This is a genomic window from Dyella sp. LX-66, from assembly GCF_018599165.1.
Taxonomy (GTDB): domain Bacteria; phylum Pseudomonadota; class Gammaproteobacteria; order Xanthomonadales; family Rhodanobacteraceae; genus Dyella_D; species Dyella_D marensis.
Genome location: NZ_JAHFVJ010000004.1, coordinates 471,474 through 491,603, shown reverse-complemented (window position 1 = coordinate 491,603; position 20,130 = coordinate 471,474). Strand labels below are relative to the sequence as shown.

Annotated in this window: 21 protein-coding genes and 1 tRNA gene; 15 read left to right on the top strand and 7 right to left on the bottom strand. The window is 67.6% G+C overall.

The features are described from left to right. Positions 1–68: 68 nt before the first annotated feature. Positions 69–767 (bottom strand): aquaporin Z, encoded by a 699-nt coding sequence (aqpZ, locus tag KK141_RS10960; protein WP_214572038.1) that lies wholly within the window; start codon positions 765–767, stop codon positions 69–71. A gap of 171 nt (positions 768–938) precedes the next feature. Here aqpZ and KK141_RS10955 point away from each other — a divergent pair, with 171 nt between their 5' ends. Continuing rightward, positions 939–2,252, top strand: coding sequence for an MFS transporter (locus tag KK141_RS10955; protein WP_214572039.1), 1,314 nt, complete (start codon positions 939–941; stop codon positions 2,250–2,252). Positions 2,253–2,357: 105 nt separating this feature from the next. Here KK141_RS10955 and KK141_RS10950 read toward each other — a convergent pair whose 3' ends face one another. Beyond that, entirely contained in the window at positions 2,358–3,044 is a 687-nt protein-coding gene (locus KK141_RS10950; protein WP_214572040.1) for a DUF2461 domain-containing protein, read from the bottom strand. A gap of 12 nt (positions 3,045–3,056) precedes the next feature. After that, entirely contained in the window at positions 3,057–4,508 is a 1,452-nt protein-coding gene (gene sbcB / locus KK141_RS10945) for an exodeoxyribonuclease I (RefSeq protein WP_214572041.1), read from the bottom strand. Between the two features lie 119 nt (positions 4,509–4,627). Here sbcB and orn point away from each other — a divergent pair, with 119 nt between their 5' ends. From orn to KK141_RS10920, 5 genes are all read left to right on the top strand, one after another. After that, entirely contained in the window at positions 4,628–5,188 is a 561-nt protein-coding gene (gene orn, locus KK141_RS10940; protein ID WP_214572042.1) for an oligoribonuclease, read from the top strand. Positions 5,189–5,221: 33 nt separating this feature from the next. Further along, positions 5,222–6,133 carry a dihydropteroate synthase gene (gene folP / locus KK141_RS10935; RefSeq protein ID WP_214572043.1) on the top strand — a complete coding sequence of 304 codons (912 nt, stop codon included), beginning with the start codon at positions 5,222–5,224 and terminating at the stop codon, positions 6,131–6,133. 39 nt (positions 6,134–6,172) lie between these two features. Next, positions 6,173–7,525, top strand: a complete 1,353-nt coding sequence (glmM, locus tag KK141_RS10930) for a phosphoglucosamine mutase (protein ID WP_214572044.1) — start codon at positions 6,173–6,175, stop codon at positions 7,523–7,525. A 123-nt stretch (positions 7,526–7,648) separates the two neighbouring features. Further along, positions 7,649–8,596 (top strand): 2-oxoglutarate and iron-dependent oxygenase domain-containing protein, encoded by a 948-nt coding sequence (locus tag KK141_RS10925; protein WP_214572045.1) that lies wholly within the window; start codon positions 7,649–7,651, stop codon positions 8,594–8,596. 151 nt (positions 8,597–8,747) lie between these two features. Next, a complete protein-coding gene (locus KK141_RS10920; RefSeq protein ID WP_214572046.1) occupies positions 8,748–9,233 on the top strand; it encodes a hypothetical protein in 486 nt (161 codons plus the stop codon). A gap of 1 nt (position 9,234) precedes the next feature. On the opposite strand, the gene KK141_RS10915 is transcribed toward KK141_RS10920, so the two are convergent. Further along, complete coding sequence (locus KK141_RS10915) at positions 9,235–10,047, bottom strand: SDR family oxidoreductase (RefSeq protein ID WP_214572047.1); 813 nt, start codon at positions 10,045–10,047, stop codon at positions 9,235–9,237. Positions 10,048–10,179: 132 nt separating this feature from the next. On the opposite strand from KK141_RS10915, the gene tpiA reads away from it, so the two are divergent. From tpiA to KK141_RS10900, 3 genes are all read left to right on the top strand, one after another. Beyond that, positions 10,180–10,929 (top strand): triose-phosphate isomerase, encoded by a 750-nt coding sequence (gene tpiA / locus KK141_RS10910; protein ID WP_214572048.1) that lies wholly within the window; start codon positions 10,180–10,182, stop codon positions 10,927–10,929. A gap of 22 nt (positions 10,930–10,951) precedes the next feature. After that, on the top strand, positions 10,952–11,407 hold the full coding sequence (gene secG / locus KK141_RS10905) for a preprotein translocase subunit SecG (RefSeq protein ID WP_214572049.1): 456 nt from the start codon (positions 10,952–10,954) through the stop codon (positions 11,405–11,407). A gap of 13 nt (positions 11,408–11,420) precedes the next feature. After that, a tRNA-Leu gene (locus tag KK141_RS10900) sits at positions 11,421–11,505 on the top strand. 117 nt (positions 11,506–11,622) lie between these two features. Here the strand turns inward: KK141_RS10900 and KK141_RS10895 are convergent. Next, complete coding sequence (locus KK141_RS10895; protein ID WP_214572050.1) at positions 11,623–12,255, bottom strand: HEAT repeat domain-containing protein; 633 nt, start codon at positions 12,253–12,255, stop codon at positions 11,623–11,625. Between the two features lie 440 nt (positions 12,256–12,695). Here KK141_RS10895 and KK141_RS10890 point away from each other — a divergent pair, with 440 nt between their 5' ends. The 3 genes from KK141_RS10890 (at position 12,696) to KK141_RS10880 (ending at position 15,892) form a co-directional block, all read left to right on the top strand. Continuing rightward, entirely contained in the window at positions 12,696–13,397 is a 702-nt protein-coding gene (locus KK141_RS10890) for a zinc ribbon domain-containing protein (protein ID WP_214587341.1), read from the top strand. A gap of 490 nt (positions 13,398–13,887) precedes the next feature. Then, on the top strand, positions 13,888–14,130 hold the full coding sequence (locus KK141_RS10885; RefSeq protein WP_214572052.1) for a hypothetical protein: 243 nt from the start codon (positions 13,888–13,890) through the stop codon (positions 14,128–14,130). A gap of 85 nt (positions 14,131–14,215) precedes the next feature. Continuing rightward, a complete protein-coding gene (locus tag KK141_RS10880; RefSeq protein WP_214572053.1) occupies positions 14,216–15,892 on the top strand; it encodes an amidohydrolase in 1,677 nt (558 codons plus the stop codon). Positions 15,893–15,949: 57 nt separating this feature from the next. Here the strand turns inward: KK141_RS10880 and KK141_RS10875 are convergent, their stop codons facing one another. Beyond that, positions 15,950–16,534, bottom strand: coding sequence for an FMN-dependent NADH-azoreductase (locus KK141_RS10875; protein ID WP_214572054.1), 585 nt, complete (start codon positions 16,532–16,534; stop codon positions 15,950–15,952). A gap of 120 nt (positions 16,535–16,654) precedes the next feature. On the opposite strand from KK141_RS10875, the gene KK141_RS10870 reads away from it, so the two are divergent. From KK141_RS10870 to KK141_RS10860, 3 genes are all read left to right on the top strand, one after another. After that, positions 16,655–17,620, top strand: coding sequence for a LysR substrate-binding domain-containing protein (locus KK141_RS10870; RefSeq protein WP_214572055.1), 966 nt, complete (start codon positions 16,655–16,657; stop codon positions 17,618–17,620). 76 nt (positions 17,621–17,696) lie between these two features. Further along, positions 17,697–18,842 carry a pyridoxal phosphate-dependent aminotransferase gene (locus tag KK141_RS10865; RefSeq protein WP_214572056.1) on the top strand — a complete coding sequence of 382 codons (1,146 nt, stop codon included), beginning with the start codon at positions 17,697–17,699 and terminating at the stop codon, positions 18,840–18,842. Beyond that, entirely contained in the window at positions 18,830–19,627 is a 798-nt protein-coding gene (locus KK141_RS10860; protein ID WP_214572057.1) for an amidohydrolase, read from the top strand. The genes KK141_RS10865 and KK141_RS10860 overlap by 13 nt, the downstream gene beginning before the upstream one ends. A gap of 148 nt (positions 19,628–19,775) precedes the next feature. Here KK141_RS10860 and arsC read toward each other — a convergent pair whose 3' ends face one another. Beyond that, a complete protein-coding gene (gene arsC, locus KK141_RS10855; RefSeq protein ID WP_214572058.1) occupies positions 19,776–20,126 on the bottom strand; it encodes an arsenate reductase (glutaredoxin) in 351 nt (116 codons plus the stop codon). Positions 20,127–20,130: the final 4 nt, after the last annotated feature.

Below are 20,130 nucleotides of genomic sequence, written 5' to 3'. Positions count from 1 at the left end.
GCACATAAAGAAGGCCGGGCGTCAGAGCATCCTCCCGATGCTCCGGCGCCCGGCCTTCGACGTTTCCGTCAGTCCCTGGTTTCCAGCAGGTGGCGGTAGATCAGCCCGCCGATCGCGCCGCCGATCAGCGGCACCAGCCAGAACACCCACAGCTGCTGCAGCGCCCAGCTGCCCTGGAAGATCGCCACGCCGGTGCTGCGCGCGGGGTTCACCGAGGTATTGGTGACCGGGATGCTGATCAGGTGGATCAGGGTCAGCGCCAGGCCGATCGCCAGCGGGCCGAAGCCGGCCGGTGCGCGCTTGTCGGTGGAGCCGTGGATCACCAGCAGGAAGAACGCGGTGAGCACCAGCTCGGCCACGATCGCGGCGTGCAGCGAATAGCCGTTCGGCGAATGCTCGCCATAGCCGTTGGAGGCGAAGCCGGCGGTGGCGTCGAAGCCGGCCTTGCCGCTGGCGATCACGTACAGCACGGCGGCGGCGGCGATCGAACCGATCACCTGCGCCACGATGTAAGGCACCACGTCCTTGGCCGGGAAGCGGCCGCCGGCGCACAGGCCCACGGTCACGGCCGGATTGAAATGGCCGCCGGAAATATGGCCCACGGCGTAGGCCATGGTCACCACGGTCAGGCCGAAGGCCAGGGCCACGCCGGCGAAGCCGATGCCGAGATCCGGATACGCCGCGGCCAGCACCGCGCTGCCGCAGCCGCCGAATACCAACCAGAAAGTGCCGAAGAATTCGGCGGTCAAACGCTTGCCAATGCTCATGAGCAGGTCTCCTTGCGAAGGCGGGAAGGGAAAAGCAAAAAGTTCTTGTTGCCCCTACAGCCCCGGTCGTCCTGTCCGGCGCGGGCGCTAGCCTAGCGTAAAAGGCGGCAGCATTCGCGCGGTGCCGGTGCTATGTTCCGCGGACCCTTTCCCACGCCTCCGCGCCCGACGATGACGCAAGCCGCTCCGTCCGTTCCCCCGCTGGACTCGCCCGCCCCCCGCTTGAACCGCAACGACCTGCGCACCCTGGCCCTGGCCGCCCTCGGCGGCGCGCTGGAGTTCTACGACTTCGTGGTGTTCGTGTTCTTCACCAAGGTGCTGGGTCAGCTGTTCTTCCCGGCCGATATGCCGCCGTGGCTGGCGCAGGTGCAGGTGTACGGCATCTTCGCCGCGGGTTATCTGGCGCGGCCGCTGGGCGGCATCGTGATGGCGCATTTCGGCGACCGCACGGGGCGCAAGCGGATGTTTACGCTGAGCGTGTTCCTGATGGCCTTGCCCACCCTCTGCATCGGCCTGCTGCCCACATATGGGCAGATCGGCGTGCTCGCGCCGATGCTCCTGCTGCTGCTGCGCGTGGTGCAGGGCGTGGCGATCGGCGGCGAGGTGCCGGGCGCCTGGGTATTCGTGGCCGAACATGCGCCGCCCGGCCGCGTGGGCTTTGCCTGCGCCAGCCTGACGTCGGGGCTTACCGCCGGCATCCTGATCGGCTCCCTGGTGGCCGCCGGCATCAGCAGCCTGGGGCCGGAGAACGTGCTGGCCTACGGTTGGCGCTGGCCCTTCATCCTGGGCGGCGTGTTCGGCTTCTTCGCGGTGTGGCTGCGCCGCTGGCTGAGCGAGACGCCGGTGTTCGCGCAGATGCGCGAGCGCAAGGAGCTGGCCAGCGAATTGCCGCTGAAGCGCGTGATGACCGAACAGCTCGGCGGCGTGCTGCTGAGCATGCTGGTGACCTGGATGCTCACCGCCGCGGTGGTGGTGGTGATCCTGATGACGCCGACCCTGGTGCAGAGCAGTTTCCATCTGCCGCAGACGCTGGCCTTCCACGGCAACAGCCTGGCGGCCCTGATGCTGTGCTTCGGCTGTATCGCCGGCGGCGTGGCGGTGGACCGGTTCGGGCGCGGGTGGTCCTTGCTGGTCGGTTCGCTGGCGCTGCTGGTCACTACTTATCTGCTGTATCGCGATCTGGCGCAGGGCGCGGAACACTTCATGCTGCTCTACGCGCTGGCCGGTTTCTGCGTCGGCGTGGTCGGCGTGATCCCCGCGGTGATGGTGGCGGCGTTTCCGCCGGCCGTGCGGTTCTCCGGCTTGTCGTTCTCGTACAACATCGCCTATGCGGTGTTCGGCGCGATTACGCCGCCGCTGATCGCCTACCTGGCTGCGAAGCTGGGTGCGATGGCGCCGGCGCACTACGTGGCGTTGACCGCGGTGATCGGCGTGGGCTGCGCGCTGTATCTGCTCACTACGCAGCGCGAGTTCCACGAACGCTGACAGGCTGGGCGTAGGTTGGGGTGAGCCGCAGGCGAACCCCAACATGGCGACGTGCAGGGTGATGTTGGGGTTCGCCTGCGGCTCACCCCAACCTACGCCAGCGCCTTAGAAATCCAATTCCTGCGTGGCGCACAGATAATCCACCATCGGCGCCAGCCGCTTGTACGTCTCCACCATCCACGGCCGCAGCTCCGCCGAGCAGGCCAGCTTCTCGTCGAAGCCTTCACCGGCGGCGAAGTCCTTGCGCTTGATGTCCTCGATCAGCTCGTGCGCCGGATCGAACCCGCGCGGCGGGCGCGTCAGGGTCTCGCCCCAGAACGTGAAATGCTCGCGGAAGGTCTTGCTCTGCGTGGCCTTCTTCCATGCCGCCGGATTGTCGGCGAGGAAGGCGCGGATGCGCTTCAGGGCATCCGATTCCGGATGCCACATGCCGCCGCCGGCAAAGCAATCGCCCGGCTGGATATGCACATAGAACGACGGCGCCGGAATCTCGTGCCGCCGCTCGTGGAAGAAGCGCGCACCCTGCCAGGGCTTGTACGGCTGCTTGTCGTTGGAAAAGCGCGTGTCGCGATGGATGCGGAACAGCGAGCCGCCGTTCTTGCGCGAGTCGGCGCGGTAATGCGCGCTGATCTTGATCAGCGGCGCCTGCATGTCGGCAATCAGCTGCAGGAACGGATCGCGCACGTCGCGTTCGTATTCCGGCTTGTGCGCCAGAAACCATTCGCGGCTGTTGTTGCGTTCGAGGGCACGGAGAAAACGGAAAGTGGCGGGCGTGAAGTAAGCGTTGGCCATGGTCGGTAAGGGTCAGGCGGGCAGGGGCGCAAGATCCGCGGCGAGCTGTTCGCCCCAGGCTTGCAGTTGATCGAGCAGGGCGAGCTTGCCGGTGTCCTGCGCCAGTTCGCCGCGCAGCTGCGCGAGGCGGGCGAAGTAGTCGGGCAGGGTCAGGTTCGTCAGCGGCGTGGACTTGAACAGGCGGTCGCGGCGGAACGCATCCCAGCGCTGGTGTTCCTCCGGCGTCAGCGTCTGCGGCCAGTTGCGCGCGCGGTAGCGGAACAGCAGCTCGGGATAACGCGGGTCGCGGAACGGGAAGTCGCGCGTGCCCAGCTGTTCCGGCGGCGTGGCGCGCACTTCGGCCAGCAGGCGCTTGTCGGAGTCGGGCAGGAAGCCGCCGTAGATGGCCAGCTCCGGATCGGCCGGCGGCGGCAGGTCGCTGGCGCGCTGGAACACCCGGCGCAGCTTCTCGGCCAGGCCCTCGGCGGCGGCCAGCACGTCGCGGTTGGCCAGGCAGCGCTCGACGTCCAGCTGCAGGCGGGCGGTGTCGGTGCCCTTGAGCACCGACAGCGGCGCCAGCGCCGGCGAGCGGTTGGCGCGCACGGTGCGCAGCGGGATGCGCTCCACCCCTTCGGGCAGGTCGGCGCGGGCGGTGAACATGCGGTCGGCGATCTCTTCCTCGTCCAGCGCCAGCAGCAGCGAAGGGTCGCCCGACAGGTCGTACACGATGATCTCGCCCGGCCGCGTCGGATGCGCCGCGATCGGCGCCACCATGGCCAGGCAATAGCGGCTGGCCGGATAGCGCGAGGACACGTGCAGCACCGGCGTCATGTTCACCACGTCCAGCAGCTCGAACACCTTCTGCTTGCGGCGCAGCGCGTAGTGCCAGTCCCACAGGCGCGGCTGGCGCACGCGGATCAGGCGGGCCAGGTCGATCAGCGCGTGCACGTCCGACAGCGCGTCATGCGCGCGCTCCTGGGTGAGGCGGTTGGCGCTGGCCAGGTGCTCCAGCCGGAAGCTGAGCGTGCCGTCCTCGCGGGTGGGCCAGGCGATGCCTTCGGGGCGCAGGGCCGCGCACATGCGCACCAGGTCGATCAGGTCCCAGCGCGAATTGCCGTTCTCCCATTCGCGCCCGTAGGGCTCGTGGAAGTTGCGGTAGAGCATCTGCCGGGTGAACTCGTCATCGAAGCGCAGCGAGTTGTAGCCCACCCCGCAGGTGCCCGGCGCGGCCAGCTGCTCGTGCACGCGCGCGGCGAACTCGGCCTCGCCCACGCCGTCGCGCTCGGCCTGCTGGGGCGCGATGCCGGTGATCAGGCAGGCCTCCGGGGCAGGGGGCAGCTCGCGCGGGGGCTTGCCGAAGAACATCACCGGCTCGCCGACGATCTCCAGCTCCATCGTGGTGCGGATGCCCGCGAACTGCAGGGGGCGGTCGCGCCAGGGGTCGGCGCCGCTGGTCTCGTAGTCGTGCCAGAAGAACGTCTGCATGCCGGGGATGATCGCATGGCCGTCCAGGTGTGTCCGCTTGCACAGGATGGCCGGCCAATGGGCATACGCCGCCCAGGACCGGGCTTTCGTGCTGCTAGACTGCGCGCCCAGGAGGGAGCATGAGCCTAGCGAACGAAGAAAATCTGATCTGGATCGACCTGGAAATGACCGGTCTGGATACCGATAACGACTCGATTCTCGAAATCGCCACCATCGTGACCGACAAGGAATTGAACATCCTGGCCGAAGGCCCGGTGTTCGCGATCCGCCACGAGGTGGAGCGCCTGGAGGCGATGGATGCGTGGAACCGCAACCAGCACCGCAAGTCCGGCCTGTGGGAGCAGGTGCTGGCTTCCGCCGACGACCATGCGGCGGCCGAGGCGGCCACGGTGGAGTTCCTCAAGGCCTGGGTGCCGGCCGGCAAGTCGCCGATGTGCGGCAACTCGATCTGCCAGGACCGCCGCTTCATGCACCGGCAGATGCCGCGGCTGGAACGCTATTTCCATTACCGCAACCTCGACGTGTCCACGCTCAAGGAGCTGTCGCGCCGCTGGTCGCCGAGCATCTGCAAGAACTTCAGCAAGGAATCCGCGCATACCGCGCTGTCGGATATCCGCGACTCCATCGAGGAGCTGCGCTACTACCGCCAGTTCATGGGCGCGCTGGGCGGCGCCGGCTGAGCGCCGCGCCGCAGGCTTGAGCCAGGAGTGACCATGTCCGCCGCCGATCTCTTCGCCACCGTGCTCGACTGCAACGGCCGCCGCCTGGTGCTGGACCGTCCGCGCGTGGTCGGCATCGTCAATGTCACGCCCGATTCGTTCTCCGACGGCGGCAGCCATGCCACCGCGGAAGCGGCGGTGGCGCATGGCCTGCGCCTGGCGGAAGAGGGCGCGGACATGCTCGACGTGGGCGGCGAATCCACCCGCCCGGGCGCGGACGACGTGCCGCTGGAGGAAGAGCTGCGCCGGGTGATCCCGGTGATCGAGCAGTTGGCCGCGCGCACCGCGCTGCCCATCGCGGTCGACACCTCCAAGCCCGAAGTGATGCGCGCCGCGGTGGCCGCGGGCGCGGGCATGATCAACGACGTCTACGCGCTGCGCCGCGACGGCGCGCTGGATGCCGCCGCCGCACTGCGCGTGCCGGTGTGCCTGATGCACATGCTGGGCGAGCCGCGCGGCATGCAGGACGATCCGCGCTACGACGACGTGGTGGGCGAAGTGCACCGCTTCCTCACCGACCGGCTGTTCGCCTGCGAGCTCTCGGGCATCGACAAGCGCCTGGTGCTGGTCGACCCGGGCTTCGGCTTCGGCAAGACGCTGGAACACAACCTGGCCCTGCTGCGCGCGCTGGAGCGCTTCGGCAACCTCGGCAGCGGCTGCTACGTGGGGCTGTCGCGCAAGACGATGATCGGCAAGCTCACCGGCCGCGAGGATCCCGCGCAGCGCGCGGCAGGTTCGGTGGCCGCCGCGCTCATCGCCGTGCAACGTGGCGCCCGTATGGTGCGCGTACATGATGTGGCCGCTACGGTCGATGCTTTGGCGGTATGGCAAGCCGTGGCTGCAGGGGAGCCCGCGGTGCGCAAGGACCCGCGTCCGGCCGCGCCGCGCTGGCCCGACGACGAATAAGCAACCAACCGCGCCATCCGGCGCGATGAAAGGATCCCCATGAGCGAACGCAAATACTTCGGCACCGATGGCATTCGCGGGCCGGTCGGCCAGTGGCCGATCAGCGCGGATTTCATGCTGCGCCTGGGCCGCGCCGCCGGCATGGCGCTGGCGCGCGACAGCCGCGAAGGGCGGCCGAAGGTGCTGATCGGCAAGGACACCCGCGTGTCCGGCTATATGTTCGAGGCCGCGCTGGAAGCAGGCCTGGTCGCGGCGGGCGTGGACGTGGGCCTGCTCGGCCCGATGCCGACGCCCGCGGTGGCCTTCCTTACGCGCTCGCTGCGTGCGCAGGCCGGCATCGTGATCAGTGCCTCGCACAATCCGCACCAGGACAACGGCATCAAGTTCTTCTCCGCCACCGGCGAGAAGCTCTCCGACGACGTGGAAGCGGCGATCGAGCTGGGCCTGGATGCCGAGTTCACCACCGAGTCCCCCGAGCGCCTGGGCAAGGCCAGCCGCATCGACGACGCGGGCGGGCGCTATATCGAGTTCTGCAAGCGCACCCTGGCCGACAGCGAGTTCACCCTGCGCGGCATGCGCATCGTGCTGGACTGCGCCAACGGCGCGACCTACCAGGTGGCGCCGAAGGTGTTCTCCGAGCTCGGCGCCGAGGTGATCGCCATCGGCCACAAGCCGGACGGTTTCAATATCAACCGCGGGGTGGGCTCGACCCATCCGCAGACCCTGCAGCTGGCGGTGCTGGAACACCACGCCGACATCGGCATCGCTTTCGACGGCGACGGCGACCGCGTGCAGATGGTGGACCGCGAAGGCGTGCTGGCCGACGGCGACGACATGCTGTTCATCCTGGCCCGCGCCTGGGCCGCGCAGGGCCGCCTGAAGGGGCCGGTGGTCGGCACCCTGATGAGCAACTACGGCCTGCAGCAGGCGCTGGGCGCGCTGGACGTCGACCTGATCCGCGCCAACGTGGGCGACCGCTACGTGTTGCAGAAGCTGAAGGAGCACGGTGGCCAGCTGGGCGGCGAGACCTCCGGCCATATCCTGTGTCTGGACCGCGCCAGCACCGGCGACGGCATCGTCTCGGCGCTGGCGGTGCTGGAGGCTCTTGGCGGGCGCGACCTGGCCGAGGCGCGCCAGGGTCTCTACAAAATGCCGCAGATCATGATCAACGTGCGCGCCAACGGTGCGCGCGAATCGCTGCACAGCGACGAGGTGAAGCAGGCCCTGGCCGAGACCGAGGAAGCCCTGCGCGGCCGCGGCCGGGTGGTGCTGCGCGCCTCCGGCACCGAGCCGCTGGTGCGGGTGACGGTGGAGGCCGCCGACGAGGCCGAGGTGAGGCGGATGGCGGAGCAGCTGGCGGAGGTCGTAAAATCCGCGGCCGAACGCTCGTGAGCCAGCGGGGGCGGTCGTAAGACCCAGCCCCGCCCAGGTCGCCAAGGATTGGCCCGACGTGCCCCGCCCCTGCGGTGGCGGGTTCGACAAATCGACCGCACGCCTACCTGTGGATCACGACACATGAATACGACCGTCAAACGGGTTCCCACCCTCGACATCCGCCGCTACGACACCGACCGCGAAGCCTTCGTGGCGGAACTGGGCGCCGCCTACCGCGAATACGGCTTCTGCGGCATCAGCGGGCACGGCATCGCGCCGGAGCTGATCGACAACGCCTACCAGGCCTTCCAGCAGTTCTTCGCGCTGCCGGCCGAGACCAAGCAGAAGTACCACGTGCCCGGCAGCGGCGGCGCGCGCGGCTACACCCCGTTCAAGGTGGAGACCGCCAAGGACAGCAAGTACGCCGACCTCAAGGAGTTCTGGCACGTGGGCCGCGAAATTCCGCGCGACTCCCGCTTCGCCGAGGTGATGGCGCCGAACCTGTGGCCGGAGGAAGTGCCCGCGTTCAAGCCCTACGGCTACGGCCTGTTCGAGGCGCTGGACCAGCTCGGCACCCGCGTGCTGCGCGCGCTGGCCCTGCACATCGGCATGCCGGAGAACTATTTCGAGGACAAGACCGACCAGGGCAATTCCATCCTGCGTCCGATCCATTACCCGCCGATCACCGAGGAGAACATCCCGAACGTGCGCGCGGGCGCCCACGAGGACATCAACTTCATCACCCTGCTGGTCGGCGCCAGCGCCGAGGGTCTGGAAGTGCTGACCCGCGAGGGCGAGTGGCTGCCGATCACCACCGAGGGCGACGCCATCGTGGTGAATATCGGCGACATGCTGCAGCGCCTGACCAACCACGTGTATCCGTCCACCACGCACCGCGTGGTGAACCCGCAGAACGCCAATGCGCGCAAGCCGCGCTATTCGGTGCCGTTCTTCCTGCATCCGAATCCGGACGTGGTGCTGGATCCGCTGCCGCAGTGCGTGACGCCGGATAATCCGAGCCGCTACGACACGTCGATCACCTCGCATGAGTATCTGCAGCAGCGGCTGCGCGAGATCAAGCTGATTTAATTGGGCTGATTTGATCGGGCTGATTTGATCGGCTCGATCTGATCGGCTTGATCTAAGCCGGGCTGATCTGACGCTCATGCATGACTTCCGGTCGGTACGCGCCGGCCGGGAGTCCGCTAGCCTCGCGGCACTTCGATGCGGAGATGCCGCGATGCGTGTTCCGTTCCTGTTCGCCTTGATCCTGCTCGGCGGCGCGGCCAGCGCCGCGGACGCGCCGTCCCCCATCCAGGCCATGCAGCCGCTGCTGGGCAGCTGGCATTGCGCTGGCGTGTTTCCCGCCAGCGGCAAGAAGATCGCCTCGACCATGCGCTTCGATAGCGAACTCGGCGGCGCCGGTGTGCTCAAGCATCACGACGATATCGCGCCGAATACTTATCGCGCGGTGGAGGCGTGGACGTACGACGCAAAGGACAAGCAGTTCAATGCGGCCATCGTCGACAACTTCGGCGGCGCGCGCCGTTTCAGTGCCGGCGGATGGGAAGGCGACACGCTGACGTGGACCTCCGCGCCGGAGGTGCAGCCGGCGCAGAAGTTCGTCTATGTGCGCACGGCCGATGGCGACTTGCGCGTCGACTGGCAGGTAATGCGCGGCGGCAGCTTCGTGGTGGGCGACACACTGACCTGCAAACGCCCGTGATTCAGTGCGACGCGGTCTGCCGGTAGCGCCGCGATTCGCGCGCCGACAAGGCCAGCGCCATGCGGTCCGGCAGCAGCTTCACCAGCGCTTTGATCAAGCGATTGACGCGGCCGGTGACGCGCACGATGTCGCCTTGCTCGACCGCATCGCAGGCTTCGCGCACCACCTCTTCCGCGGTCTGCCACATGAAGCGCGGCATCTGGTTCATCAGTTCGCGCGTGCCGGTGACGTCGTGGAATTCCGACCAGGTGAAGCCCGGGCACAGCGCGCAGACGTGGACGCCGAGGTGGCGGTTTTCCAGCGCGAGCGATTGCGAGAACTTGATCAGATACGCCTTGGATGCGCCGTACAGCGTGTGCCCCGCCGTACCCGGCACATGGCCCGCGAGCGAGGCGACGTTGACGATGCGGCCGTAGCCGCGCTCGCGCATGCCGGGCAGCAGGCGCCAGGCCAGTTCGGTGGGGGCGGTCATCAGCACCTGGATAAAGGCCGCATGGTCTTCCCAGGTATTGGCGTCGAAGGTGCCGGGCAGGCCATAGCCGGCGTTGTTGATCAGCCAGTCCACGGCGAGCTGGCGTTCGGCCAGCGCGGCCTGCAGTTGCTGCGGCGCGGCGGGGTCGGCGAGATCGGCCGGCAGCACGGTCACGCTGCCGTTGTGCTTGCCGCGAAGTTCTTCCGCCAGCGCTTCCAGCCGGTCCGTGCGGCGCGCGGTGAGCACCAGATCGTGGCCACGCGCGGCCAGTTCGCGTGCGAAGGCGGCGCCGATGCCGGCGGAGGCGCCGGTGATCAGGCTCAAGGGGCGGGACTGCGGCATGCCGGTTCCTTCGGTGCGCGGGTGGAGACGCGATCTTGCGGTCAGTCGGCCGAACGCGCCAGCGCCCGCGCCGTTGCCGGGCCAGGGAGCGCTCGCTAAGCTGCCGCGCTTTGAACCTTAGGGAGACGCGCCATGCGCAAGAAGCTCGTTGCCGGTAACTGGAAGATGCACGGCAGCCGCTCGATGGCCGCCGCGCTGGCGAGCGAGATCGCGGCCGGCCTGCCGGCGTCGATCGATGCGGTGGTGTTCCCGCCGTTTCCCTATATCGCCGAGCTGGCCGCGCAGCATGCCGGTTCGGGCCTGGGCTTCGGCGGCCAGGACGTGAGCGAGCACGAGGGGCAGGGCGCGTATACCGGCGAAGTCTCCGCGGCGATGCTGCAGGACGTGGGCGCGCAGTGGACCCTGGTCGGCCATTCCGAGCGCCGCCAGTACCACCACGAGAGCGACGAGCTGGTGGCGCGCAAGTTCGCCGCCGCCCGCGCCGGCGGCCTCACTCCGGTGCTGTGCGTGGGCGAGACCTTGGCGCAGCGCGAGGCCGGCGAGACCGAGGCGGTGATCGCCCGCCAGCTGCACGCCGTGCTGGCGCTCAACGGCGTGGCGAGCTTCGATACCGCGGTGATCGCCTATGAACCGGTCTGGGCCATCGGCACCGGCCTCACCGCCACGCCGGAGCAGGCCCAGGAGGTCCACGGATTCATCCGTAGCCAACTGGCCCGGCAGGATGCTATGATCGCCCGTCTGACTCGGCTGCTTTATGGCGGCAGCGTCAAGCCGGCCAACGCCGCGGAATTATTCGCGCAGGCGGACGTAGATGGGGGGCTCGTCGGAGGTGCATGTCTGACCTCGGCCGATTTCCTCGCGATCTGCGCCGCCGCGCATTGAACGCACGGATTCTCTGGAAACCATGTTCGTCATCTTCAGCGTTTTCTACATCCTGATCGCCGCGGCGATGATCGTGCTGATCCTGATGCAGCGCGGTGCCGGTGCCGATGCGGGTTCCGGTTTCGGCGGCGGCGCCTCGGCCACCGTGTTCGGTGCGCGCGGCTCGTCCAGCTTCATGACCCGCGCCACGGCCGTGCTGGCCGCGCTGTTTTTCGTGCTCAGCCTCGGCATGGGTATCTACCTGAGCCGCCACGGCGCACCGCAGAACGGCGGCGCGGATCTCGGCGTGATGTCCGGCCTTGCCAACCCGCCGGCCGCCACGCAGAATGCGCAGCCCTCGGCCCCGGCCAACGCGGAAGTCCCGCAGGCGACCAAGCCGGCCGGCGACGTCCCGGCGGCCACGACTCCGGCCCAGAGCGCCGAAGTCCCCGCGGCGACCGCTCCGGCCAAGCCGGCTTCGACGCCGGAAAAGAAGTAACAGCAAGACACCTGCCCAGGTGGCGGAATTGGTAGACGCACTACCTTGAGGTGGTAGCGACGCAAGTCGTGGGGGTTCGAGTCCCCCCTTGGGCACCAATCGAAGTTTCAGGCGTGTCGCACGACATTCCAGAAATGCATGAAAAACCCCGCTTCGGCGGGGTTTTTTGTTTTCTGGAATGGGTTGCCGCAACTGGTCAGTCCAGGTCGAAACGGCTAATCAAGACATTCTCCTCGCATGATCCGGCCGGCGTACTCGCGAAGGTATGGGCGCTCGTCCTTTTCGGCTTCGGCCAATAACGCCGGAAGCTGAGATGAGCTGATGCCTTGCAGGCAATAAAGCGTATTCATTCGAGCCCACTGCTGTGCTTCATCAGGTCGGTGCCAGGCTGCCAGGGCGAATTTTTCGACCGAGGGCGAATCGATTCGGAGCAGCGATTGCAGTGCACGGCGCCGGACGTATTCGTGCTCGTCGTCAGCCATCTTCAACAGCAGCGGTTCCGCTTGGGTGCCGAGCCACGCCAGCTGGACGGCGAGTTGCCAGCGGGCGTCGCGTTCATCGATCTCAAGCGAGGCTTGGGCAAGCGATAGCAGCAGTTCTGGATGGCGGGTCCTGATCTCTTCGGCGAGATATTCGATTTCGTTGTCGCGCGCGATGGCGTAGAGGACCTGCAACTGCTCCTCCCGGTGCCAGTGATCAAACCGGCGGCTGGCGACGAATTCGAGTACGGCTGCGTGAAGCGCTGGCCACTCCGTGTAGTCGCACTCCCATTCGCCATATCGTTCGGTGCTTGGGTAAGTGCCGGCCCATGCCTTGAATTTGTCCACTTCGACCAGTGGGTTTGGCATCCCTGTCCTTTATCCAGCTGAAAAGTGCGGCTTGCGGAATCTTTGATTCTGCCTCGAACCCATCGGGCCCTTGAGGCGGCAAACTCCGAATTTCGCATGGGCAGGGCATTTGTAGGAATTCCCCTACAACACGACGCGCCTTTTCCCTCTACACCCACGTAAGACAAATCCGCAAACTATCTCTGTCCGGCAAGTCAGGCTCCTTTGCCGATGCCCCGGACACTAAGGACGAAGCGGCTACGGATGGCTGCAAGCCCCATGGATGGGGCTTTTCTTTTTCGGGGCACAGGAGTGCGGCCGGGACTACGGCACCCGCCTTCATGCCTGGAAGCGCAGCCCGCCTTATGGCGGGTTTTTTGTTGCCTGATCCACAGCTTCCAGCGGCCGGCCGGGCCGGCGCCATGTCCCTTCGGCATAATCCGCGGCTTGCCCGGACCAGCATGCCCACCTTCGAGGGAACGATGAGCGACGACCTGCATTTCTCCAGCAACTACCGCGACCTCTGCCAGCAGTACGGCACCGGCGCGGGCTTCCAGTTCGAGTTCTATTGCCAGAGCTGCAGCGACACCTGGCGCTCGCCATTCGCGCCTTATCGCAGCGGGCAGGCGTCGGGCTGGATGCGGGAGATCGGCAGCTTCGCCAGCAATCTGCTGGGCGGCGTGAGCAACGGCATCGACAACGCGGTGGAAGGGCTGGCCAAGGCGGGCTGGGGGACCTCGCGCGATGAGGCGTTCAAGGACGCCATCGGCGCGGCCGAACATCATTTCCACCGCTGCGCGCGCTGCAACCACTATGTGTGCGACCGCTGCTGGAGCATCGAGAAGGGCCTGTGCGAAACCTGCGCGCCCGATCTCGCCGCGGAAGTGCAGGCGGCCCGGCATCAGGGACAACTGCAGGCGGCCAAGGACAACGCGGTCGAATTCGGCAAGAGCCAGGCCGGCAAGGTCGACGTGAAGACCGAGCGTCAGCTGGTCTGCCCGCAGTGCGGTTGCGAAGCGCGCGGCGGCAAGTTCTGCCCGGATTGCGGTCATCGTCTGGCCGATCCTTCGCAATGCGGCGGCTGCCAGGCCGAACTGCCCGCCGGCAGCCGTTTCTGCCCGGAATGCGGGCAGGCTACGGGCACGGCGGTACGCGGCGGCTGATCCGCGTGTCAGGGGACTGCCGGCGCCGCTGACGGCGCTGATCGGAATTCCCCTACAACAACTTGCGCCATTCGCCGCTAGGTGCCGATGGCGAATAGGCGCAATCTGCATCTGCCCCGCGAGTCAGGCGGTGAGTTTCAGGCTCATGCCAGCCGATGACCGGGGCGTTCTTCTGTATGGCTCATGCCCCTGAGCCCTAGGCTTTGGCGCCCCGCACTCCGGGGCGCCTTTTTGTTTGTGCGTTCCGCGGCGCGGATGCGGTAGCGCAGAACTCATGCCACGGCAGCAAGCTCCATGGCCGTCAATGCGCCGCTGGCGGCGAAATTGAGACTTGGACCACAAATACGTAGTCCATCGCCTACACAACGACGTGCCGCACGCCGATAGGACGATTCCTCACGCCGTTGCATGCTTCACACGCTGGTATGGCGGCCGTTGCATGGATGCGCGACCGCAAGCCGGCGTACTTCATCCCAGAGGGGCAAGCACGATGATCATCTACGCGCTCAAGCCTTCGCACGAAGGCCAATGGAATATCTGCCGCTCGGGCTTCTGCCTGTTCAGCGGCCTGCGCCTGGGGCCGGCGATCACGCTGGCGCGGGAAGTCGCCCGCGACGAGCACGCACGCTCGGGCCGTTCGGTCTGCGTGGAGATGCCGGGGCTGGGTTCCGCCATCCGGCTGGCGCAGTACGAGGAGCGCTCGATGGAAGGCTTCGCCGTCGCCGGCTGCTGATCCGCCGGCGCGGCGCCATCCGCTTCTTGTCATTCCCGCCCGGGCACGGGCAAAGTGGCGCGATTCCCTCCCCAGGACGCCGCCCATGCTTCTGTCCCGCCGCCTTGCCGCCGCCGTGCTGCTGGCGCTCGCCCTCGCACCGCTGCAGGCCGCCACGCTGCTCGTCAACGCCCGCGTGCACACCATGGATCCCGCCAAGCCCGAGGCCACAGCCCTGGCCTGGGACGGCGAAGGCCGCCTGCTCGCTGTAGGCACCACGGCCGAACTGCAGGAGAAGTTCGCCGGTTCGGAGTCGGTGGATGCGCACGGCGCGACGGTGATCCCCGGCCTGATCGACGCCCATGGACACGTACTCGGCCTAGGCATGATCCGCGGCCAGGCCGACCTGGTCGGCGCGCATTCCAAGGCCGAGATCGTCCAGCGCCTGAAGGACTTCGCCGCGAAGCTGCCGAAGGATGCCTGGTTGCTGGGCCGCGGCTGGGACCAGAACCTGTGGCCGGATAAGCAGTTCCCCAGCGCGGCGGATCTGGATCAGGCGTTTCCGGATCGCCCGGTCTTTCTCGAACGCATCGATGGCCACGCTTCCTGGGCCAATACCGCGGCGATGAAGAAGGCCAGCAAGTCGCTCGACGGCGACTGGCAGCCGGACGGCGGCCGCATCGTGCGCGTCGGCACGCGCGCCACCGGCGTGCTGGTCGACGGCGCGCAGCCGTTGGTCGGCAGCGCGGTGCCGCCGCTGACGCCGGCGCAGACCCGCGATGCCTACCGCACCGCCTTCAAGGAACTGGTGGCGCAAGGCCTCACCGGCGTGCACGACGCCGGTGTCAGCCTGGACGATTTCCGCGTGCTGCAGCAGATGGCCAAGGCCGGCAATATCCCGCTGCGCCTGTACGAAATGGCCGACGGCAACCATGCCGCGCTGGAATGGCTGTGCATGCAGGGCGGGCAGTGGATCGACGACAGCGGCCGCCTGCGCATGCATACGGTGAAGCTGTACATGGATGGCGCCCTGGGCAGCCGCGGCGCGGCCCTGCTGCAGGACTACAGCGACGACCACGGCAACCGCGGCATCTTCGTCACCTCGCCGGAGGACTACCGCGTCGCGGTGGAAAAGGCGCACAAATGCGGCGTACAGGTGGCCACCCATGCGATCGGCGACCGCGGCAACCGCATGGTGCTGGACACCTACCAGGCCGCGCTGGGCAAGGACGCGCAGGGCGACCACCGCTGGCGCGTGGAGCACGCGCAGATCCTGGCGCTGGAGGACATCCCGCGCTTCGCCAAGCTGCATCTGATCGCCTCGATGCAGCCGACTCATGCCACCTCGGACATGCCCTGGGCCGCGCAGCGCCTGGGCATCGACAGGCTGAAGGGCGCCTATGCCTGGCAGCGCTTCCTGCACGAGCAGGTGCCGCTGGCCTTCGGCTCGGATTTCCCGGTGGAAAGCCCGAACCCGATGCTGGGCATCTATGCGGCGATCACCCGCCAGGACCTGAAGGGCCAGCCCCCGGGTGGCTGGCTGCCGGACCAGAAGGTCAGCCGCATCCAGGCCCTGGCCGGCTTTACCCGTACCGCGGCCTATGCGGCCTTCATGGAGCGCGAGGTGGGCATGCTGAAGGAAGGCATGCGCGCCGACTTCGTGGTGCTCAATGCCGACCCGCTGACCATTCCGCCGCGCCAGGTCGCCGACCTCAAGCCGCTCAGCACCTGGGTCGACGGCAAGGCCGTGTACGAAGCCGGAAAAGCCGACGCCGCGCGATGAACTGCGCGGCGCCGGCCGGGGTGGAAGGTACTGCGTGGAGCGGGGAAGGGGCGGAGCTTAAGCCGCCTTGCGGATCGCCACGCCGATGCTGGCCTGGGCGGTCTTCAGCGCTTCGGTCTTGTGGTCGGCACTGACATTCACGCCTTCGGCGCGGACGAATTCCACGTCGGTGATGCCGAGGAAGCCGAGCACCGCACGCAGGTAGGGCTCCTGGAAGTCGAACGACTGGGCGGCAGCGCCCTGGCCGTAGAAGCCGCCGCGGCTGGAGGCGATCACCACGCGCTTGCCCTTGGCCAGGCCTTCCGGACCGTTCGCGGTGTAGTGGAAGGTCTTGCCGGCCACCGCCACGCGGTCGATCCAGGCCTTCAGCGCGCTGGGCACGGAGAAGTTGTACATCGGGGCGCCGATCACGATCACGTCGGCGGCCAGGAATTCCTCCAGCACCGCGCTGCCGAGCACGGCGGCCGGGTCGGCGGCGTCGGCCACCGGGCTCCAGTGAGGGATCGGCTGGGCAGCCAGGTCGCGGTAGGTGACTTCCACGCCCGGCTGTTCGCGGACCAGCTCGGCTACGATGGCGGCGGTCAGGCCGCGGGAGACCGAGTGGCCGCCCAGGGCGCTGGAATCGATATGCAGGACTTTCATGGCGCTATTCCTCGTTCGGGGGCCGGTCGGTATGCCGGCGACGGGAATAACGATATTCTTGGAACAATCATCCGATAAGACGGGTGATTACGAACGAATTGTTTCATATTGGAAACGACCATGAGCGTACTCGACGGCGCCCTGCAGGATCTCAACGACCTCTATTTCTTTGCCTCGGTGGTGGAGCACGGCGGTTTCTCGGCCGCCGGGCGGGCGCTGGGCATCCCCAAGTCGCGCCTGAGCAAGCGCATCGCGCAGTTGGAGGACCGCCTCGGAGTGCGCCTGCTGCAGCGAACCACGCGCCGCTTCGTGGTCACCGAGGTGGGCGAGCGTTTCTATTCGCACTGCCGCGCCGTGCTGGAAGAAGCGCGCGCCGCCCAGGATGCAGTGGACGAGCTGCGCACCGAGCCGCGCGGCGTGGTGCGGGTGAGCTGTCCCAATTCGCTGGCGCAGACCATCGTCGCGCACGTGCTGCCGGACTTCCTGGCGCAACACCCCAAGGTGCAGGTGCGCCTGCAGGCCACCAACCGCCGGGTGGATCTGATCGGCGAAGGCGTAGACGTGGCGATTCGCGTGCGCGCCAAGCTGGATACCGACGCCACCCTGGTGATGCGCACCTTCGGCCAGTCGCGCGTGCTGATCGTGGCCAGCCCCAAGCTGCTGGAACAGACCGGACGGCCGAAGCTGCCCGCGGATATTTCCGCGATCCCCGCGCTGGCCATGAACGAGCACGAGGGCGCGCACAGCTGGGAGCTGCTGGGCGCGGATAACGAGCGCGTCGTGGTGGATATCCAGCCGCGCTTGATCTGCGGCGATTTCTCCGTGCTGCTCGAATCCGCACGGCGCGGCATCGGCGTCACCCTGCTGCCGGAATTCGTCTGCGCGCCGGCCATCACCAATGGCGACCTGGAAGTGCTGCTGCCGGATTGGAGCGTGCCCGAGGGCACCATGCACTTCGTCTATCCGAGCCGGCGCGGCCTGCTGCCCGGCGTGCGCGCCTTCGTCGACTTCCTCGCCGAACGCCTGCCGCAGGCGACGCTGCAGAAGCACGAGCAGTGCCGCAAGCGGGCCTGTCCGGAAGTCTGAAAAGCGGTGGGCGCGCAGGCCCGAAAGCTTCCGCGTGCTAGCATCCCGTTTGGACTTCCAAACCCTTAGAGCCTCGATGCGTATCGACACCAAGCTTCCGAAGGTGGGCACCACCATCTTCAGCGTGATGAGCCAGCTCGCCGTCGAGCACCAGGCGGTCAACCTGGGGCAGGGCTTTCCCGATTTCGAACCGCCGGAACCGCTGCGCGATGCGATCAGCCGCGCCATGGCCGAAGGGCGCAACCAGTACGCGCCGGGCATCGGCCTGCCGGCGCTGCGCGAGCAGATCGCGCTGAAGACCGAGCGCATGTACGGCCGCCGCATCGACGCGGGCACCGACGTCACCGTTACTTCCGGCGCCACCGAGGCGCTGTTCGCGGCAATCGCCGCGGTGGTGCGCGCGGGCGACGAAGTGATCGTGTTCGACCCGGCCTACGACAGCTACGAGCCGGCGATCGACCTGCAGGGTGCGAAGGCGGTGCATATCCCGCTCACCGTGCCCAGCTTCGGCATCGACTGGCAGCGCGTGCGCGACGCCGTCACGCCGCGCACGCGGATGATCCTGATCAACAGCCCGCACAATCCTTCCGGCGCGGTGCTGTCGGCGGCGGACCTGGACGAACTCGCGGCGATCGTGCGCGACACCGAGATCGTGGTGCTGTCCGACGAGGTGTACGAACACATCGTGTTCGACGGCGCGCTGCACCAGAGCGTATTGCGCCACGCGGAACTGGCCGAGCGCAGCATCGTGGTGTCCTCGTTCGGCAAGACCTATCACTGCACCGGCTGGAAGCTCGGCTACGCGGTGGCGCCGCCGGCGCTGTCGGCGGAATTCCGCAAGGTGCACCAGTACCTCACCTTCTGCACCTTCCATCCAGCGCAGGTGGCGTTCGCGCAATTCATGGCCAGCACGCCGGAGCATTACCTGGAGCTGCCGGCGTTCTACCAGGCCAAGCGCGACCGTTTCCGCGCGCTCATCCAGCCGTCCCGCTTCAAGCTGCTGGACGTGCCGGGCGGTTATTTCCAGCTGGTGGACTACTCCGCGATCCGCGACGAGTCCGACGTGGCCTTCTGCGAGTGGCTGGTGAAGCACGGCGGCGTGGCGGCGATCCCGCTGGCGCCGTTCTACGAGACCGCGCCGGACACGCGCCTGGTGCGCCTGTGCTTCGCCAAGAGCGACGCCACCATGGAAGCCGCCGCGGAGCGCCTATGCAAGCTCTGACCGTCAGTCTCGTACAGGGCGCCACCCGCTGGCACGACGCGCCGGCCAATCGCGACTACTACGGCGCGCTGGTGCGCAGCGTGGGCAAGAGCGACCTGATCGTGCTGCCGGAAACGTTTCTCTCCGGCTTCAGCAACGACACCCGCGCCAGCGCGGAAACCATGGACGGCGAAGGCGTGGCCTGGCTGCGCGCGCTGGCGCAGGAAGTCGGCGCCACCCTGTGCGGCAGCCTGGCCATCCGCGAAGGCGACACCGTGTACAACCGCCTGCTGTGGGTGCGTCCGGACGGCAGCTTCGCGCAGTACGACAAGCGCCATCTGTTCCGCATGGCCGGCGAGCACACCCGCTACGGCGGCGGCCGCGAGCGGCTGATCGTGGAGCTGAAAGGTTGGCGCATCCTGCCGCAGGTCTGCTACGACCTGCGCTTCCCGGTGTGGCTGCGCAACCGCCGCGCGGAAGCTGCCGCGGGTGGCATGGATTACGACCTGGCCTTGTTCGTCGCCAACTGGCCGGCGCCGCGCCGCCAGCCGTGGCGCACGCTGCTGCGTGCGCGTGCGATCGAAAATCTCAGCTATGTGATCGGGCTCAATCGCGTCGGCGTGGATGGCAACGACTTGCCGTACGCGGGCGATAGCGCGGTGCTCGACGCCGTGGGCGAGCCATTGATCGAACTAGGGCCGCAGGAGCAGGTGGCGACGGTGACGCTGGATCCCGCACCGCTGCTGGCGCATCGCGAGCGCTTTCCGGCGTGGATGGATGCGGATGAGTTTTCGCTGCAACCGTGAGCGTATTTGCACCGCATGAAAAAGGCCGCCCTAGGGCGGCCTTTTTCGTAGGTTGGGGTGAGCGCAGCGAACCCCAACGTTGCAAAGCGCTTGCGGCGCACGATGTTGTGGGTTCGCCTTCGGCTCACCCCAACCTACGCCGTGGGTATCACAAAATCCCCAGCACCGACTCCGGCGGCCGCCCCAGCTTCGCCCTGCCATTGGCAACGACGATCGGCCGCTCGATCAGGCGCGGATACCGCGACATCGCCGCGATCAGGTCATGCTCGCTCAGCGCGGGATCGTCCAGCCCCAGCTCGGCATATTCCGCCTCGCCCTTGCGGATCAGCTCGCGCGCGGTCATGCCGAGCTGGTCGAGCAGCTGCACGAGTTCATCGATGCTGGGCGGCGTGTCGAGGTAGTTGATCACCTCGCACTGGCAGCCGCGCTCCTGCAGCAGCGCGAGTGTGGCGCGCGACTTGGAGCACTGGTTGTTGTGATAGATGCGGACCGCGTCCATGGCT